Source organism: Collinsella sp. TM06-3 (genome assembly GCF_003436395.1).
Lineage (GTDB): Bacteria > Actinomycetota > Coriobacteriia > Coriobacteriales > Coriobacteriaceae > Collinsella.
This window is the reverse complement of record NZ_QSPG01000001.1, coordinates 98,827-115,135: the sequence shown is the minus strand read 5'-3', so window position 1 is coordinate 115,135 and position 16,309 is coordinate 98,827. Positions and strand designations below refer to the sequence as shown.

The 16,309-nt window shown below is 62.0% G+C and carries 16 protein-coding genes; 1 reads left to right on the top strand and 15 read right to left on the bottom strand.

The window, feature by feature from the left end:
- Positions 1-38 precede the first annotated feature (38 nt).
- From DXD56_RS00500 to thyA, 3 genes are all read right to left on the bottom strand, one after another.
- Positions 39-953 carry an RNA methyltransferase gene (locus DXD56_RS00500; protein ID WP_117639326.1) on the bottom strand — a complete coding sequence of 305 codons (915 nt, stop codon included), beginning with the start codon at positions 951-953 and terminating at the stop codon, positions 39-41.
- 109 nt (positions 954-1,062) lie between these two features.
- Positions 1,063-1,581, bottom strand: coding sequence for a dihydrofolate reductase (locus DXD56_RS00495; RefSeq protein ID WP_117639324.1), 519 nt, complete (start codon positions 1,579-1,581; stop codon positions 1,063-1,065).
- Positions 1,582-1,590: 9 nt separating this feature from the next.
- Entirely contained in the window at positions 1,591-2,439 is an 849-nt protein-coding gene (thyA, locus tag DXD56_RS00490; protein ID WP_117629294.1) for a thymidylate synthase, read from the bottom strand.
- Between the two features lie 166 nt (positions 2,440-2,605).
- Between thyA and DXD56_RS00485 the strand changes: the two genes are divergently transcribed.
- Positions 2,606-3,370 (top strand): NifB/NifX family molybdenum-iron cluster-binding protein, encoded by a 765-nt coding sequence (locus tag DXD56_RS00485; RefSeq protein ID WP_117639322.1) that lies wholly within the window; start codon positions 2,606-2,608, stop codon positions 3,368-3,370.
- Positions 3,371-3,490: 120 nt separating this feature from the next.
- Here the strand turns inward: DXD56_RS00485 and ffh are convergent, their stop codons facing one another.
- The 12 genes from ffh to DXD56_RS00425 form a co-directional block, all read right to left on the bottom strand.
- Positions 3,491-4,966 carry a signal recognition particle protein gene (gene ffh, locus DXD56_RS00480; protein ID WP_117639320.1) on the bottom strand — a complete coding sequence of 492 codons (1,476 nt, stop codon included), beginning with the start codon at positions 4,964-4,966 and terminating at the stop codon, positions 3,491-3,493.
- 10 nt (positions 4,967-4,976) lie between these two features.
- Positions 4,977-5,894 carry a signal recognition particle-docking protein FtsY gene (gene ftsY / locus DXD56_RS00475; protein WP_117639318.1) on the bottom strand — a complete coding sequence of 306 codons (918 nt, stop codon included), beginning with the start codon at positions 5,892-5,894 and terminating at the stop codon, positions 4,977-4,979.
- The gene (gene smc / locus DXD56_RS00470; RefSeq protein ID WP_117639316.1) at positions 5,894-9,430 is read right to left on the bottom strand and encodes a chromosome segregation protein SMC; all 3,537 of its coding nucleotides are present in this window, start codon (positions 9,428-9,430) and stop codon (positions 5,894-5,896) included. The genes ftsY and smc overlap by 1 nt, the downstream gene beginning before the upstream one ends.
- A 10-nt stretch (positions 9,431-9,440) precedes the next feature.
- The gene (gene rnc, locus DXD56_RS00465; protein WP_117639314.1) at positions 9,441-10,166 is read right to left on the bottom strand and encodes a ribonuclease III; all 726 of its coding nucleotides are present in this window, start codon (positions 10,164-10,166) and stop codon (positions 9,441-9,443) included.
- Positions 10,167-10,169: 3 nt separating this feature from the next.
- Positions 10,170-10,412 (bottom strand): acyl carrier protein, encoded by a 243-nt coding sequence (locus tag DXD56_RS00460; protein ID WP_055309519.1) that lies wholly within the window; start codon positions 10,410-10,412, stop codon positions 10,170-10,172.
- A gap of 124 nt (positions 10,413-10,536) precedes the next feature.
- Complete coding sequence (gene plsX / locus DXD56_RS00455; RefSeq protein WP_117639312.1) at positions 10,537-11,556, bottom strand: phosphate acyltransferase PlsX; 1,020 nt, start codon at positions 11,554-11,556, stop codon at positions 10,537-10,539.
- Between the two features lie 87 nt (positions 11,557-11,643).
- Positions 11,644-11,823, bottom strand: a complete 180-nt coding sequence (rpmF, locus tag DXD56_RS00450) for a 50S ribosomal protein L32 (RefSeq protein ID WP_022094017.1) — start codon at positions 11,821-11,823, stop codon at positions 11,644-11,646.
- Between the two features lie 64 nt (positions 11,824-11,887).
- Positions 11,888-12,442 (bottom strand): DUF177 domain-containing protein, encoded by a 555-nt coding sequence (locus DXD56_RS00445; protein ID WP_117637762.1) that lies wholly within the window; start codon positions 12,440-12,442, stop codon positions 11,888-11,890.
- Positions 12,442-12,939 (bottom strand): hypothetical protein, encoded by a 498-nt coding sequence (locus tag DXD56_RS00440; protein WP_022094019.1) that lies wholly within the window; start codon positions 12,937-12,939, stop codon positions 12,442-12,444. The genes DXD56_RS00445 and DXD56_RS00440 overlap by 1 nt, the downstream gene beginning before the upstream one ends.
- Before the next feature lie 68 nt (positions 12,940-13,007).
- Positions 13,008-13,505: a pantetheine-phosphate adenylyltransferase gene (gene coaD / locus DXD56_RS00435; protein ID WP_099431641.1), complete on the bottom strand. Its 498-nt coding sequence runs from the start codon at positions 13,503-13,505 to the stop codon at positions 13,008-13,010.
- Positions 13,498-14,127 carry a 16S rRNA (guanine(966)-N(2))-methyltransferase RsmD gene (gene rsmD / locus DXD56_RS00430; RefSeq protein ID WP_117639310.1) on the bottom strand — a complete coding sequence of 210 codons (630 nt, stop codon included), beginning with the start codon at positions 14,125-14,127 and terminating at the stop codon, positions 13,498-13,500. Before rsmD ends, coaD begins: the two co-directional genes overlap by 8 nt.
- Positions 14,124-16,301 (bottom strand): ATP-dependent DNA helicase RecG, encoded by a 2,178-nt coding sequence (locus DXD56_RS00425; protein ID WP_117639308.1) that lies wholly within the window; start codon positions 16,299-16,301, stop codon positions 14,124-14,126. Before DXD56_RS00425 ends, rsmD begins: the two co-directional genes overlap by 4 nt.
- Positions 16,302-16,309 lie beyond the last annotated feature (8 nt).

Here is a 16,309-nt window from a genome sequence, read left to right as displayed (position 1 = left end):
GAAACGTCCCGAACCAGAGCCCGGTGCGAAATATCTGCCTAGTGATACAGCCCCGGCTGGTAGTGGTACTCGTTGCTCACATGCGGGCACAGTTGCCAAAAGGCGACGGCACTCGCAGCGGCAACGTTGAGTGAATCGACCCCGTGCGCCATCGGAATGCGCGCGGCTCGGTCGCAGCCGGCAATGGTCTTGGTGCCCAAGCCGGCACCCTCGGTACCCATAAAGATCGCTAGGCGGTCAATCTCCTGCAGCACGGGATCGTCCAGCGACACCGAATCATCCGTCAACGCCATGGCGGCACACGAAAAGCCGGCATCGTGCAGCGCCGCCAGCCCATCATGCGGCCATACGCGCGCCTCGCTGCCAATGCGCGTCCAGGGCACCTGGAACACCGTGCCCATGCTCACGCGGGCCGAGCGACGGTACAGCGGGTCACAGCAAGTGGGGCTCACCAAAATGCCATCGACGTTCAGCGCAGCCGCCGAGCGGAAAATCGCGCCGACATTGGTGTGGTCGACAATGCCCTCGAGCACGCACACGCGCACCGGGCGCTCACCCGCCGCCTCGACGACGCCACTCAAGAACTCGGCTACCGGAATCTGGCGTGGACGACGGAATGCCGCGAGCGCACCGCGCGTCACGTTAAAACCCGTCAGCTGCTCCATGAGCTCCATCGAGGCCACGAACACAGGAACCGGACCTGCGCCCTCGCGCACAACAAGCTGCTCAAACAGCGGCATCATCTGATCGAGCCAGCGTTCGCCCAAAAGAAAGCTCACCGGCTCGTATCCGGCGCGAACCGCACGCTCGATGACCTTGGCGCTCTCGGCGATAAAAATGCCCTTCTGCGGCTCCAGCACGCAGCGAAGCTCACGCTCGGTCAGTCGCACGTAGGCATCGAGCCGCTCGTCCTCGAGCGAATCGATTCGCAGCACCTCAACGGCATCAGTCATAGCAGCCAGCCCGCACCCTTCTTTACAGCACATCTATACCAAACGAGGCGACGCTAAGCGCCGCCCCATGCATTCAATCAACCCGATGATACCGTTCACGCCAGGCGATTTATGCCTCAACGCGACGATACGTCACGAACTCATAATCGAGACCCTCGTCACCCTCGCCCGAGGCAATCGTGGCAACCCCGCCACGCCGCGCAATCTCCCACGCGGGATCGGCGTCCAAGTCGGGAAAGTACGTGTCCACGGGATGGACGCAGTGGTTATGCGTGACCTCGGCCTCCACGCAGCACGGCAAAAACTGACGATACACCTCGCCACCGCCGATCACCCACGCAACGGGCTCATCGGCAACCACGGCGAGCGCTTCGTCGACGCTATGCACCACGTCGACGCCCTCGGCAGCAAAGCTCTCGTCACGCGTGAGCACGATATTGCGGCGGTTCTTGAGCGGACGCCCACCGGGAAAACTCAGCAGGGTCTTGCGTCCCATAATAACCGGGCACCCTTTGGTGCACGCCACAAAATGGCGCATGTCGGCGCGATTGGACACCACCATGTCGCCCTCGCACCCAATGCCCCAGTCATCGCACACGGCGACAATGGCAGAAAGCTTACACGTCATGCGCGTCACCTACACCGCAATGGGGATGTTCTTGACCTGCGGGCCGTGCTCATAACCCTCGACGATCAGGTCGTCGGTCGTAAACGCATAGAAGTCATGCACATCGGGGTTAAGCGTTACCTTGGGCGCGGCAAACTGCGGACGCTCGATAAGCTCGCGGACGATATCGACATGACGGTCGTAAATGTGGGCATCGGCAATCACATGTAGCAGCTCGCCGGGAATCATATCGACCGATTGCGCGACCATCATCAGCAAGATGGCGTACTGGCACACATTCCAGTTGTTCGCGGCCAAAATGTCCTGGCTGCGCTGGTTGAGAATCATGTTGAGCGTCGGTTTGTCATCCTGCGGGCGCTGCGTCACGTTATACGTCACGCTGTAGGCGCACGGATACAGGTGCATCTCGGACAAATCGCTAAACACATAGGTATTCGTCATAATGCGGCGGCTGTACGGCGTGTTCTTAAGGTCGTACAGAACGCGGTCCATCTGGTCGAAATCGCCCTCGGCATAATGGCTCTTCTGCCCAATCTGATACCCGTAGGCCTTACCGATGGAGCCGGTCTCGTCAGCCCACTCATCCCAAATATGGCTGTTGAGGTCATGCACGTTATTGGACTTCTTTTGATAGATCCATAGGATCTCATCCATGGCAGATTTGAGGGCCGTACGACGCAGGGTAAGCGCCGGAAACTCCTCACGCAGGTCATAGCGTGCCGTAACGCCAAAGTTTTTAATGGTATAGGCAGGGGTGCCGTCCTCCCACACCGGACGGACCTTTTGGCCCTCGGTGGTGGTGCCATGGTCCAGAATATCGCGGCACATGGTTACAAACTGTTGATCAGCCTTGCTCATTGACCCTCCTGTCAGTCGCCTACAAGCGAGATTCATTGTAGCCCAGGCGCACGCGGCCCCACAGCCCAAACATAAGCCCTTGTTTTCTGACATATGCCAGAAATCTCTTGCGTAAATCTGCACGTTCGTTATTCTATTGTTGACATATGTCAGATAAGGAGCACGTATGGCAGGAAGACGCGAGAAATTGCGCCGTGTTGGGATCATCCCCGAATATCGCGGCTTTACCCCCGACGGCCTTGCCAGTGGAGACGCCATCGACATGACGGTCGACGAACTCGAGGTGCTGCGCCTGTGCGACCTGGAAGGCCTTAACCAAGAGGCAGTCGCACAGCAGATGGGCATCGCGCGCGCCACGGTGGCGGCTATTTGCAGCCGAGCGCATCGCAAGGTGGCAAACGCGTTGGTCAATGGTCGGGCGCTCATCATCGAAGGCGGCAATATCGCGTACTCCCCCATCACCACGACAACGGCCGCATGGCCAGCAAAGGGGGTCGGCACCATGAGGGTGGCAACCACGTACGACAATGGCAACATCTTTATGCACTTTGGCCGCAGCGAGCAGTTCAAGATCTACGACATTCAGGACGGCAAGGTGCTCAACGAGCAGGTCGTGGGCACCGGCGGCACCGGCCACGGCGCACTTGCGGGCCTGCTCGCCAACGGCGGCGTGGACACGCTCATCTGCGGCGGCATCGGCGGAGGCGCTATCAACGCGCTTGCCCAAGCCGGCATCACGGTATACGCAGGTGCCCAGGGCAGCTGCGACGCTTGCGTCGAGGCCCTTATCGCCGGCACGCTCGCACAGAACGGCGAGGCCACGTGCGGCTGCCACAGCCACGACCACGAGCACACCCATGAGCATGGCGGGTCCTGCGGCTGCCACGGCCACCACGACCACGAAGGCCATGAGGGCTGCGGCTGCCACTAACGGCACGGCACCGCGAGCTCGGGACGCGAAGCCGAACGCAACCCAACAATCAAAGCCAACAACAAAGGCCACCCGGTAGCTTCCGAGTGGCCTTTGCCATATCAAGCTGGAATTACAGCTCTATTTCTTATTACGCATCTGCGCTTCCATCTGGCGCAGCAGCTCCATATCGGACTTGGGACCGCCCGTACCTAGGCCGCCCATGCCGCCCAGACCCATAGCGTCCAGGCCAGGGATATTGGGCATGCGCATCTTCTTGCCCTTCTTTCCCTTTTTGCCCTTTTTGCCGCCGGCCTGCGCCTGATTGGCCATCGTGCGCATGCGGCCCATCATCTTATTCATCTCGCCCCACTGCTTCATAAGGCTGTTGACCTCGGTGGGGGTTACGCCGGCACCCTTGGCAATGCGGGCGCGGCGCTGGCCGTTGATGATGGAGGGACGCAGGCGCTCCTCCTTGGTCATCGACATGATGATGGCCTCGTTCTTATCGAAGATGCCCTCGTCCAGGTTGCCGCCCATCTGGTTGAGCGCGCGCTGGCCACCGGGGAGCATGCCGAGAATGCCCTTCATGCCGCCCATCTTCTTAACGGCTTTCATCTGGTCGAGCATGTCGTTCATGGTAAAGCCCTCGCGCAGCATGCGCTCGGCGGCCTCGAGCTGCTCGGCATCGGCGGCCTCCTGGGCCTTCTCGATGATGCCGACGACGTCGCCCATGCCCAAGATGCGCTTGGCCATGCGGTCCGGGTAAAACGGCTCCAGCGAGTCGGGCTTCTCGCCCATGCTCACGAACTTGATGGGCTTGCCGGTCACCTGACGCACCGAAAGTGCGCCACCGCCACGGGCGTCACCGTCGAGCTTGGAGATGATAACACCGTCAAAGTCAGTGCGCTCGGCGAAGGTCGAGACGACGTTGACGATATCCTGGCCGGTCATGGCATCGACGACCATCAGCACCTGATCGGGCTTGACGGCCTTCTTGATGTCCACGGCCTCCTGCATCATTTGCTCGTCGATCTGCAGACGACCGGCGGTATCGACGATGACCACGTCACGCAGATGGTCGACGGCCTCCTGGATGGCGCCCTTGGCGATATCGACCGGGTGCTCGCCGTCACCGCGGAAGACCGGCACGCCGATCTCGCCACCGAGCGTGGCAAGCTGGTCGGCAGCAGCGGGACGGTAGACGTCGCACGCGGCGAGCAGCGGCGAGCGGCCCTGCTTCTTGAGCAGGTAGGCAAGCTTTACGGCAGCCGTGGTCTTACCGGAGCCCTGCAGACCCACGAGCATGATGACATTAGGAATGCGGTTACTAAAAACGAGCTTGCTCTCGGTGGAGCCGAGCATCTCGGTGAGCTCGTCGAGCACGATCTTGACGACGTTTTGCGCCGGCGACAGCGACTCCATGACCTCGGTGGTCATGCAGCGCTCCTTGGTCTTAGCAACGAACTCCTTGACGACCTTAAAGTTAACGTCGGCCTCGAGCAGCGCCATGCGAATGTCGCGCATGGCCGAGGTGATATCGGCCTCGGTCAGCTTACCCTTGCCGCGAAGGCGGTCAAATGTGTCGTTGAGGCGATCGCTCAGGGAATCAAACACTGGTTACTCCTTAGTTGGACTCGCCCACCAGGGCGCGGCAGAAATCTTTGGCGTTAAACTCCTGCAGGTCATCGACCTGCTCGCCCACGCCGATGCGCAGGATCGGGAGCTTGAGCTTCTCGGCCACGGCCATGGCGATACCGCCCTTAGCCGTGCCGTCGAGCTTAGTCATGATAATACCGTCCAGGCCCAGCGCCTCGTTAAACTCGAGCGCCTGGTTCAGACCGTTTTGGCCCGTCGCGGCATCGATTACGAGGACGACCGAGACAGGCATGGGGCCGGCAGCCATATTGGCGGCGCGCTTACGCGTCACGTTGACCACTTTGGCAAGCTCGCGCATGAGCTCGGGGCTTGTGTGCAGACGGCCGGCGGTATCGATGAGCACCAGGTCGCTGTCGCGCTTATCGGCCTCGTCGAGCACGTCATAGCACACGCTCGCCGGATCGGAGCCGCGGTCACGCTTAATAACCGGTACGCCGGCACGCTGGCCCCACACATCGAGCTGCTCGATGGCGGCGGCGCGGAAGGTGTCGGCCGAACCGATCACCACGTTCTTGCCGCGGGCAGCCATGGCGCTCGCAATCTTGCCGACCGTTGTGGTCTTGCCGGCGCCGTTGATGCCCACAAACAGCACGCAGCTCGGCGTATCGGAAAACGGATCACGCTCAACAGGCACAAAATGGCCCTCGAGCTGCTCGGCCAGAGCGCGGCGAAGCTGCGGGGCGGTCTTAAGGTTCTTCTTGGCAGCAGCATCGCGCAGGTCATCGGAGACCTGAATAGCGACCTCGGCACCCATGTCACCCATGACGAGGGTGTCCTCAAGGTCCTCCCAAAAGTCCTCGTCGACCTCGCCACCAAAGTAGAAGACCTCGTTGAGGGCCTCGCGGCTGCGCTCAAGTCCGCGCGAGAGAGCGTCAAAGAATCCCATTATGCATTCACGACCTTTCCGGTTTCGCGATCGAGTTTTTGCGAGACGACGCGGCTGACGCCGTCGGCTTGCATCGAGACGCCATAGAGAACGTCAGCGTCCTCCATAGTACGGCGCTGATGCGAAATGACCAAGAGCTGTGTATCGGAACGCAGCACATCGAGGGCTCCGATGAGCTTGGACAGGTTGGCGTCATCAAGCGCCGCCTCGACCTCGTCAAGCACATAGAACGGCACCGTGCGCGTGCGGTACACGGCAAAGAGCAGGGCGAGCGCCGTCAGACTCTTCTCGCCACCCGACATGAGCATCATCTTAGTAATGCGCTTGCCGCGCGGCTGCGCCACAACCTCAATGCCCGTCTCGGCAGGATGCTCGGGATCGGTCATCTCAAGATGAGCCTGGCCACCCGGGAACAGCATGGCGAAGATCTCGCGGAAGTTCGCGTCGACCTTCTCAAACGTCACCAGAAACGCCTTGCGCATCTTGCGATCAATGGCCACTGTGATCTTGGTGAGCGCCTTGCGCGCGCTCTCCAGATCGGCCAGCTGGTCCTCGATGTAGTCGGCGCGGCGCTTGAGCTGCTCGTACTCCTCCATGGCAACCTGGTTCACGGGGCCCAGATTGTTGATATGACGCACGAGCTGGTTGAGCTCCCGCTCGGCGGCGTCGCGGTCGGTGGGAGCAGGAAGCATGAGCGCTTCCTCGAGCACCGTGGTGCCATCGGCGATAATGGCCTTAATGGCGGCCTCTACCTGCACCTCAAGCTTGCCGCGTGCGACCTTGAACTCGTTTTGCGTGGCAGTGGCGGTATCGACCCGCTCCTTAGCGCGGGCAACCTCGGCCTTGGCATCCTCGATGGTCTTCTTGAGCGAAGCGGAGTCCGCCTCTTCCAGAGAGGCCTGGTCACGCAGGCGCGCTGCCCAATCCGATGCGCGTTCCAACAGGGCAGAATAGCGTTCGTGCATGGGGTCGACGCGCAGGCGCAGCAGCTCGAGCGAGCGCGAAGCCTGGCGTGTTCCGCGGATACGACGGTCGATGCCCTCAAGACGATGCTCAAGGTCGGGCACGCGGCCCTTCAGCGAACGCAGGCGCTCGCTCGTCTGGGCCAGGCGCACCTTGGCATCGGCGAGCTTACCGGCGGCCTCGGAATCGTCACGGCGAACGCGATCGAGCTCATCGTTGGCCTCGGCAATCTGGAGACCCAGGTCGCTTGCCTGTGCACGCGCCTCGTCACGCGAACGGGTGAGTTCGTCAACGCGCGGGCGCGCAGCGCGAACGGCCTCGGCGGCCTGCTCGCGGCGCTTGGAGATGCGCACGTGCTCGACCTCGGCGTTGTTGGCGCTTTGCTCCAGGCGGCCAATCTCGGAGAGCAGCGAGCGGCGCTCGCCCTCAAGACGGGCGATCTCGCCGGCGGCATCGCCCTCGGCGGCACGCGCCTCCTCAACGGCCGCATTGGCCTCGACGACCTGATCCGACACATGCTCAAACACAGCAGCCAGATCGGGTTCCAGGCCCTCGAGCTCACGGATGCGGCGCTTGCGCTCCAAAGCACCCGAAGCCTCGCCGGCGTCGAGCCCCACACGCACCAGGCCGCCGCAGGCGACGCGGGCGCCATCGGGGGTCACGTAAGTCACGCCGTCAACGACAGGCGCGGCCAGCGCAGCCGCCAAGTCGTCGACAACGTAATAGCCGCCGAGCAGCGCCTCGACAACCGGGCCATAGCCGGCGCGTACGGACAGGCGATCGACCAGGCGGGAACCGGCAGCGCCCTTAGCGGCAGCAGAGGCGCTCACACCGCGCGCGACCAGCAGCGCCTCGCCCGAGGCCTTCTTCTGGTCCAGAGCGGCACGACCGGCACGCTCAAGCGCGGACGCATCGTCGAACAGCAGCGCATCGATATCGCCGGCGAGCAATTGCCCAACCAGGCCCTCAAGCTCACGCGGGGCCTCGAGCACGTCGCCCAGACGACCCGAGACATCGTCGCCCAGCGCACCCATCAGACGGCTCACCAGCGGCGAGCTGTCAGCCATGCGGGCATCGAGCTTCTTTTGGCTGGCAAGCTCCGAGCGCACCTCGGACAGTTTGTTGCGCGCCTCGCTCTCGCGGACACGCAGGTCCTTAAGGGCTGCACGGGCGACCTCGGTAGCCTCGCGAGCATCAATCTGGGCTTGACGGGCCTGATCAAGTGCACTGTCGAGCTCCTCGGCGCGGTCGCGACGGCTCTCGAGTGAGGCCGTGACTTCCTCGAGCTGCTCGTCGATCTGCTCCAGGCGTGAGGCGTACATGTTGTCCTCGACCTCGGCGTTGCTCAGCGAGTCCTTCACCTTGGCGAGTTCGAGCGCCGCGTTATCGGCCACACGCTGCGCATCGCGTTGCTCACGCGTAAGCTGCGAAATCTGATTGTCGAGCGCCACGCGCCGCTCGTGGAGCTGAGCGGCGGCAGGACCAGCGGCATCAACGTCCTCCTGGGCCTGCATGTGCGCGCCGGTCACTTCCTCAAGCTGCGCACGCGCGTCCTCGAGCTCCTCTACCACGCGACGACGCTGATGCTCGGAGCTCGAGATCTGGCCGCGCATGTCGGACAGGCGCGACACCATGTTGTGGCCCTTTTCCTCGAGCAGGCGCATATCGGAGTTAATGCGGCCGACCACGTCTTGCATATGGCGGCGCTGCTCGCCCAGATCGCCCACAAACAGGCCCTTTTCCTCGAGCATGACCTGGAGCTTCTCGAGCTCGCGTTCCTTTTCGCCCAAGCGGTACTGCGCAAGCTCCAGCTCGGCGGCACCTTCCTTGGAGCGGCTCTCCAAGTCGTTCCACTGCGACTGCAGCGAACGCAGCTCGTCGACGGCTAGCATCTGCGTAAGCTCGTTCGCGCGCGAGGACAGCTCTTTGTACTTGCGCGCACGATCGACCTGACGCTCCAGAGGTCGCAGCTGACGGGCGATTTCCTTATTGATGTCGCGGGCACGCGTCAGGTGCTCGTCCATCGACTTAATCTTTTTGAGCGCACGCTCCTTGCGGCGTTTGTGCTTGGAAATGCCGGCGGCCTCCTCGATGAGGGCGCGGCGCTCCTCGGGGCGGCTCTGCAAAATGGCGTCGAGCTTGCCCTGGCTGATGATGGAATGCGTATCCTTGCCCAAGCCCGAATCGTGCAGGATGTCCTGAATGTCCATCAGGCGGCACGGACTCGAGTTGATGAGGTACTCGCTTTCGCCCGAGCGATACATACGACGGGTGATGGCGACCTCGTCAAAGTCGACGGGCAGCATATGGTCCGAGTTATCGAGCACCAGCGTGACCTCGGCGACACCCACCGGCTTGCGCGCTGACGAGCCCGAGAAGATGACATCCTCCATGGCCTGGCCGCGCAGCTGCTTGGCGCTCTGCTCGCCCAGGACCCACAGAATCGAGTCAGAGATGTTCGATTTTCCCGAGCCGTTGGGACCGACGATGACGGTCAGGCCCGGCTCAAACGTCATATGGGCGCGGTCGGCAAACGACTTGAACCCTTTGAGCGTGAGGGACTTGAGATACACGGTTCCTCGCTTAAACAGGCTTCTTGTTGAGAATCACGCCGTTGGTGGTGTAGCCCATGCGGTCAAGTGCCTCAAGTGCAGCGGCTCCCTCGGCTTCCTTCTTTGAGGAGCCGGAGCCGCGACCCTGGCGAATACCATCGATCAACACCACGGCGGTAAAGGTGGGCGCATGCGCCGGGCCCTCGGAGCCAACGAGCTTATACGCCGGGGGTTCGTGACCGTCGGCTTGCACGCACTCCTGCAAGAACGATTTGGGGTTCGCGGGGTGCTCGGCACGCTCGGAGGCCAGGTGCGGTTTGAGCGTACGATGGATAAACTCCGCCGCGGCATCCCAGCCGGCGTCCAGATACAGCGCGCCCACGAGCGACTCGTAGACGTTCTCGAGCGCCGAGTGCAGGCCGCGCGCGCCGGTACCGGTCTCGGAGGCACCAAAGATGATGATGTCATCGATACCCAGCTCGTGCGACACCTCGGACAGCGTGGCGCCCGAGACAAGGGACACCTTCAGGCGCGTGAGCTTGCCCTCGTCAAACTCCGGATAGGACACAAACAGGGAGCGTGCGACAACGGCGCCCAAAATGGAATCACCCAAGAACTCAAGGCGCTCGTAGCTTGCCGAGACTGGCTGGCCCTCGACGGCCGAAGGATGCGTAAGGGCCGCGCGCAGCAGCACCTTGTCATTGAACTCGTGGCCCAGAATCTCCTGGGCGCGCGTAAGTCGTTCGGATAAAGCCAAGACCTAAGCCTCCCTGGCGTTTTCGATCGCGTCGACGGCGTCGGCGACAGAGTTGAGCGAGAGCAGGGTCTCGTCATCGATCTCGAGATTGAACTCGTCCTCGATAGCCGTAACCAGTTGCAGGCGCTCGAGCGAGTTGGCATCGAGGTCGTCAAAGGTGGTCTCATCGCTAATTTCGGCAACATCGACGCCCAGAACGTCAGCAGCGACCTCGGCGATCTTGTCGAAGATTTCGGAGCGGTCCATAGCGCTTCCTCTCATAGTGCATGAATACCAAAAGAATGGTACCGCCCGGGCGGTACCAAGACACGGTTCTGATTCTACCCCACGAAGCAGGCCGCGAGGCACATAACAGCGCTCTAACTCGCTCTTACAAAACGATGCCGTCCATGGAGTTGGCGACGTTCTCGACCAGCCCCGCGCGCACGGCTTCGGCCGCCGCGAGCGTACCGTTTTTAACAGCCTCGACCGATGTGGCGCCATGGCCGATCAGGACCACGCCACGCAGGCCCAAAAGAATCGCGCCACCCTTAGCATCACCCGAGAGCTTTGCCTTGATCTCGCGCATCTGCTTTTTTATGAGCAGCGCGGCAATCTTGGTTCCGAGCGAAGACATAAAGACACCCTTGAGCTCCTGCAGCAAAAACTTGGCAGCGCCCTCGGTGGCCTTGAGTGCGATGTTGCCCGACATGCCGTCGGCGACCACGACGTCAAAATTGCCCGACGTAAGATCGGTGCCCTCGCAGTTGCCCACAAAACCGGGAACAGCGGCCTTCATGGCCGGGAAGCACGACTTGGTGAAGTTGGAGCCCTTCTCGTCCTCGGTGCCGTTGGCAAGCAGACCGACGCGGGGATGCTCAATGCCCAGGACGACGCGCGCATAGGCGCTACCCATCTGGGCAAAACGCACCATGTCGTCGACCTCGACATCGGGGTTGGCGCCCATGTCGCACAGGACCGTCAGGCCGCCGGCGCGGTTGGGCAGTGCATTGGTGAGGCACGGACGGACCGGCTGCTTCTTGCCCTCGGCCTGATACCTAAATGGCGTCACGTAGGCGGTAGCGGCAGCGGTCATGGCGCCAGTGGAGCCGGCAGAGAAGAACGCATCCGCGTTACCCTTCTTGATAGCGCGGCAGGCAAGTACGATCGAGGACTTGCGCTTGGTCATCACGGCTCGAATGGGATCGTCATCCATGGCGATGACATCGGGCGCCTCCAAGGCCTCAACGCGAGCGTGAGCCGCGGCAAAGGGGTTCACGATCTCTGCGGGACCGACGGCCAAGACCTCGATATCGGGATCAGCCGCAAGCGCCGCCTCGATACCGTCGAGGACAACCTGAGGCTTCTCGTCTCCGCCCACAACGTCTACACAAACGCGAACGTTACTCATATACATGCTCCTTATACAAAAATGGCCGACTCATTGAGCCGGCCATTGTGGTTCCAGTTGGAACGGCATCGCATCCAGAGTATACAGTTACTCGGTAACGATAACCTCGCGGTCCTTGTAGAAACCGCAGCTGGGGCACACGTGGTGCGGGAGCTTGACAGCACCGCAACGGGGGCACGTGGACTGAGCCGCAGCCGAGATCTTCATGTTGGCGGAACGGCGGGTGTGAGTGCGGATACGACCCTGCTTTTGTTTAGGTACGGGCATAGTGACCTTCCTTATGAACTATCCAGTGTGGCGATTACGCGCAAGTAGCGATACTACCACAGTTTTACTCGTCAAGCTTGAGATTCTTCAATGCTGCAAATGGATTTTCCGTGGCAGCGGCCCATTCGGCCTCTGCCTGAGCGGCGCAATCGCATTGCTCGACGTTGAGATTGATGCCGCAAGTGGGGCATAGGCCGCGACAATCTGGCTTGCACAGGACAACGAACGGCGTATCCATGACGACCGCGTCGTTGATGGGCTCACCCAGATCGACGATGCGATCCTCGCCCAGCAGCTCGTAGCCATCTTCGTAGGCCTCGGGGTCCTCGGGCTCGTTAAAGAGATAGAATTCCTCGATCTCACCGGCAATATCAAACGAAGCGGGCTCCAGGCAACGGTCGCACTCACCGGTTGCATGCGCGCGGACCATGCCCGTAAGCAGAACACCGGTGCCGGCATTGGTAAAGACCACATCGTAGTCAATGCCGTTCTGCAGCTGGTACTCCTTCTCGCCCACCGTATAGGTGGCAACATCGACCTTACCGGTCAGCGGGTACGAGTCTCCGGGAAACTCGAGCTGCTCGGAAAGATCGACGGTAACGCTCGGGAACTCAGCCATTACCACTGACCATTCTGCTGGGCGGCACCCTCGTTGAGCTGCTGACGGCAACGGGTCACCGTGCCGGTCAGGCTCTTGAGGTTCTCCTCGAGGTGCGTAAAGACCTGCTCGGCGTAATCCTCGGCGGCATAGCGCGTCTCGCGCTCATACTGCTGGGCACGATCGCGAATGTCGTCGGCCTGCTGCTGAGCTAAGCGGACAATCTCCTGCTCACCGGCAATGGTGAGGGCCTGCTGCTGAGCATCGGCGATGATGGAATCAGCCTGAGCGGCAGCGGAAGCCATAAGCTCCTCGCGCTCCTTGAGGATACGGCGGGACTTCTGCCATTCCTCGGGATAGCTCATGCGGATCTCGTCGAGGATGTTAAAGAAGACGTCGGCGTCGATAACCTTCATCTGGGCGTTCTTGCCGAACGGCGTCTTAGCCTCTTCGATGAGCCCCTCGAGCTCGTCGACAAGACTCACGATCCTGTCGCCAGGAAAATTCTCGCCCGGCATCCGGTCTCCTTTCATAGGTAACATATCATCGAGTTAGTTTACCACATGCCACCAGGCATTAAAAAACGTCACGAAAAGCGATGTTTGAGCGCCTTGACCACATTGGGCGGAACAAAATTAGAGACGTCGCTACCGAGCGAGGCAATCTGGCGAACCACCGAGCTCGAGATATAGCCGTACTGCGGCGCGCTCATGACAAAGATGGACTCCAGCTCGTTATCCAGGCGGTAGTTGAGGTCGGCCTGCTGCAACTCGTACTCAAAGTCGGTCATGGCACGCAGACCCTTGACCACGGCTCCTGCTCCCTGTTCGCGGGCAAAATCGACCAAGAGGCCGGTGAAGGGTAGCACCTCAACGCCGTCAATATCACCGAGCGCCTCACGGGCCAGCGCCACGCGCTCGTCGAGCATAAACGTGGTGCCCACGCCGTTTTTTCCCTGCGACTCGGCAACGGCCACGATCACGCTGGGAAAAATGCGGCGGGCGCGGCGAATCACGTCGATGTGGCCAAACGTGATGGGATCGAAGGTGCCCGGGACGATTACGCGGTTAATGGTGTCACTCATGGGCATCCTCCGTGGGTGCGTCGCTATCGTTGCCATCATCCTCGCCGTTACCAACCCAACGAAGCAGGTCGACCGAGGTTATTCCGTAGCGCTTCTCGCGCACGGTCTCAAAACCTGCCGGATGCGCACCCGCATCGGCGGCAGCGTGCTCGAACAGCGCATAGGCACCCTGCGCCAGCAAGTCCTGCTGGGTCAAGTTCTGCAGCAGCTCCTCGACCGGCTCGGCGCCATAAGCATAGGGCGGGTCGAGCAGGACCAGGTCAAAGGGACCGCCCGGCACGCGGCCGCGCGAAGCGCTTGCCAGCACGTCGCCGCCCACCACACGCCAACGCGCACGGTCGCGGCACAGCGACTCGATATTCTTGGTAATCAGACGAGCAGCGTTGCGATCGATCTCGAACGTGGTGAGCGAGCGGGCACCACGCGAGAGCATCTCAATGCCCAAGGCACCGGAGCCGCCAAAGGCATCCAGCACGCGGACCTCGTCCAGATCGAAGTCGAATGCCGACATGACCATAGATGCGCACGCCTCGCGCACGCGATCGGTCGTGGGGCGGGTGACATCGCGACCACGGGGCTCCTCGATCTTACGACCGCGCCATTCGCCGCCGATGATTCTCATCCTCCGCTGACCTCCTTAAAGATGTGTCGATACCGCATGGCGACCGCATCGCGCAAGGGGCGCGTCGCCACGGAGTCAAGGTTGCAAGCATACCGCAAGAGCTCGACCGCGTCCAAATGGGCCCACTCGATCAATTCCTCGTCGGCATCGAGGTCAACGAAGCGCAAGGTCACGCCGCCATGCTGGCGGTAACCCAGGATTTCACCCTCGTGGCGCAGACGCAAGTCCATCTGGGCGAGCGTAAAGCCGTCCGAGGTCTTCTCGAGCGACTGGAGGCGTTCCTGTGCCGCCGACGCGCCGCCGTTGCCCTTGGAGTGAGTCATGACCAGGCACGTACCCGACACGCTGCCGCGGCCTACGCGCCCGCGCAGCTGGTGCAAGGCCGCCAAACCAAAGCGCTCGCCGTTCTCGATAACCATAACGGTGGCGTTGGGCACGTCGACGCCCACCTCGACCACCGTGGTCGAGACGAGCACATCGATCTCGCCGCGCTTAAAGGCATCGATCACGCGGTCCTTCTCCCCCGCCGGCATGCGGCCATGAAGACGCTCGATGGTAAGCCCCGGTAACGCCAGACGAAGGCGATCGAGCTCGGTCGCCGTGTCGTGCAACGGCACAGGCACGGACACGCGGCCTTCGTCGTCGCGAGCGATGCCGGGCACGTCTTCGAGCTCATCGGCCGAATCGCTCGGCTCCATGAGCGGACAGATCACGTAGGCTTGCTGCCCCTTTTCGTGCGCCTCGCGAATGGCGCCATAGGCCAGGTCGCGACTCGACTCGGTGAGGACGCGCGTCGTCACGCCGGCGCCCGGAACGGGACGATGGCGGATGATGCTCGTATCCAGGTCGCCATAGACCGAGAGCGCCAACGTGCGCGGGATCGGCGTGGCCGTCATAACGAGCAGGTCGGCGCCCGGGCCCTTGGCACGCAGGGCATTGCGCTGGCCCACACCAAAGCGGTGCTGCTCGTCGATGACGACAAGCGACAGATGCTTAAACGCCACGTCATCCGAAAGGACCACATGGGTACCAAAGAGCACGTCGAGCTCGCCCGATTCCAGCTGCGCATGGATCTGCTCGCGCTCGGCCACCGGCGTGGCACCCGTCAGGAGCGCCCAGGACATGCCAGCCTGCGAGAGCAAAGGGCCGGTCTTATCGGCATATTGGCGCGCCAGCACGCCCGTAGGCGCCATAACGCAGGACTGAGTACCCGAATCGGCCGCGACGGCCAGCGCGCAAGCGGCGACGGCCGTCTTGCCGGTACCGACGTCGCCCAGCAGTAGGCGGTTCATCACGCGACCGCCATCGCACATGTCGTGCAGGATGTCTTGGAACGCGGCCTCCTGCTCGTCGCTCAGCGAAAACGGCAGGGCCTCCTTGAGCGCCGCCAGGTGCCCGCCCGCGGCATGCGCATAAGGCACCACGTCGACCATACCGCCATCGTTGCGCAGACGCAGTGCGAGCTGCAAGCAGAGACACTCCTCGTACGCAAGACGCCGGCGTGCGATGTCGCGCTCGGCCATGCTCGAGGGAAAGTGGATCGAGCGCAGCGCACGGGCATTGCTCATGAGCTTCCGCTTTGCGCGCAGCGGCGCGGGAATGGGATCGAACGGATTGGCAGCCACTTCGAGCGCACCGCTCACGATACGGCGCATCCATGCCTGACTCACGCCGTCACTCACGTAGTGGACCGGCAAAATGGTACCCGCGGCACGCCCGTCCTCGAGCTTTTCAAAGTGGGGCGAGGCCATCTGCTTAAAACCGTAGGCAAACTCGACCTTGCCCATCACGGCCAGGCGGTCGCCCTGCTTAAGCTGTTGGGCAATCCAAGGCTGACGGAAAAAGGCAACCTGCAGCACGCCCGTCTCGTCCACGAGCGAGACCTCAGTCACCTGCATACGCGGACGGGGCCGCTTTTGGACAATACGATCGACCGTGGCGATGATGGTACACACGGTACCGATGGGCGCCATCTCGATGGACCACGAGCGAGTGAAGTCCAGGTAGCGATGAGGAATATGGAGAAGGAGGTCCCCCACCGTCCAAATTCCCAGACGGCGAAGGGCCTCCTCACGTTTACCCGAAACATATTTGAGTCGCGCGATATCCTCATCGAGCGCATTGCTCTGGGCAAAACGCTCCGAGACGCGCGGCACGGAGCACAGCTCGGACATAGGCAGAG

What these genes read in the sequence shown, in the direction of transcription:
- DXD56_RS00425 (WP_117639308.1), bottom strand. Translation starts at nt 16,301, where the DNA reads ATGTCCGAGCTGTGCTCCGTGCCGCGCGTCTCGGAGCGTTTTGCCCAG.
- DXD56_RS00495 (WP_117639324.1), bottom strand. Translation starts at nt 1,581, where the DNA reads ATGACGTGTAAGCTTTCTGCCATTGTCGCCGTGTGCGATGACTGGGGC.
- rsmD (WP_117639310.1), bottom strand. Translation starts at nt 14,127, where the DNA reads ATGAGAATCATCGGCGGCGAATGGCGCGGTCGTAAGATCGAGGAGCCC.
- DXD56_RS00500 (WP_117639326.1), bottom strand. Translation starts at nt 953, where the DNA reads ATGACTGATGCCGTTGAGGTGCTGCGAATCGATTCGCTCGAGGACGAG.
- DXD56_RS00485 (WP_117639322.1), top strand. Translation starts at nt 2,606, where the DNA reads ATGGCAGGAAGACGCGAGAAATTGCGCCGTGTTGGGATCATCCCCGAA.
- DXD56_RS00460 (WP_055309519.1), bottom strand. Translation starts at nt 10,412, where the DNA reads ATGGACCGCTCCGAAATCTTCGACAAGATCGCCGAGGTCGCTGCTGAC.
- rpmF (WP_022094017.1), bottom strand. Translation starts at nt 11,823, where the DNA reads ATGCCCGTACCTAAACAAAAGCAGGGTCGTATCCGCACTCACACCCGC.
- DXD56_RS00440 (WP_022094019.1), bottom strand. Translation starts at nt 12,939, where the DNA reads ATGCCGGGCGAGAATTTTCCTGGCGACAGGATCGTGAGTCTTGTCGAC.
- plsX (WP_117639312.1), bottom strand. Translation starts at nt 11,556, where the DNA reads ATGAGTAACGTTCGCGTTTGTGTAGACGTTGTGGGCGGAGACGAGAAG.
- coaD (WP_099431641.1), bottom strand. Translation starts at nt 13,505, where the DNA reads ATGAGTGACACCATTAACCGCGTAATCGTCCCGGGCACCTTCGATCCC.
- DXD56_RS00445 (WP_117637762.1), bottom strand. Translation starts at nt 12,442, where the DNA reads ATGGCTGAGTTCCCGAGCGTTACCGTCGATCTTTCCGAGCAGCTCGAG.
- thyA (WP_117629294.1), bottom strand. Translation starts at nt 2,439, where the DNA reads ATGAGCAAGGCTGATCAACAGTTTGTAACCATGTGCCGCGATATTCTG.
- ftsY (WP_117639318.1), bottom strand. Translation starts at nt 5,894, where the DNA reads ATGGGATTCTTTGACGCTCTCTCGCGCGGACTTGAGCGCAGCCGCGAG.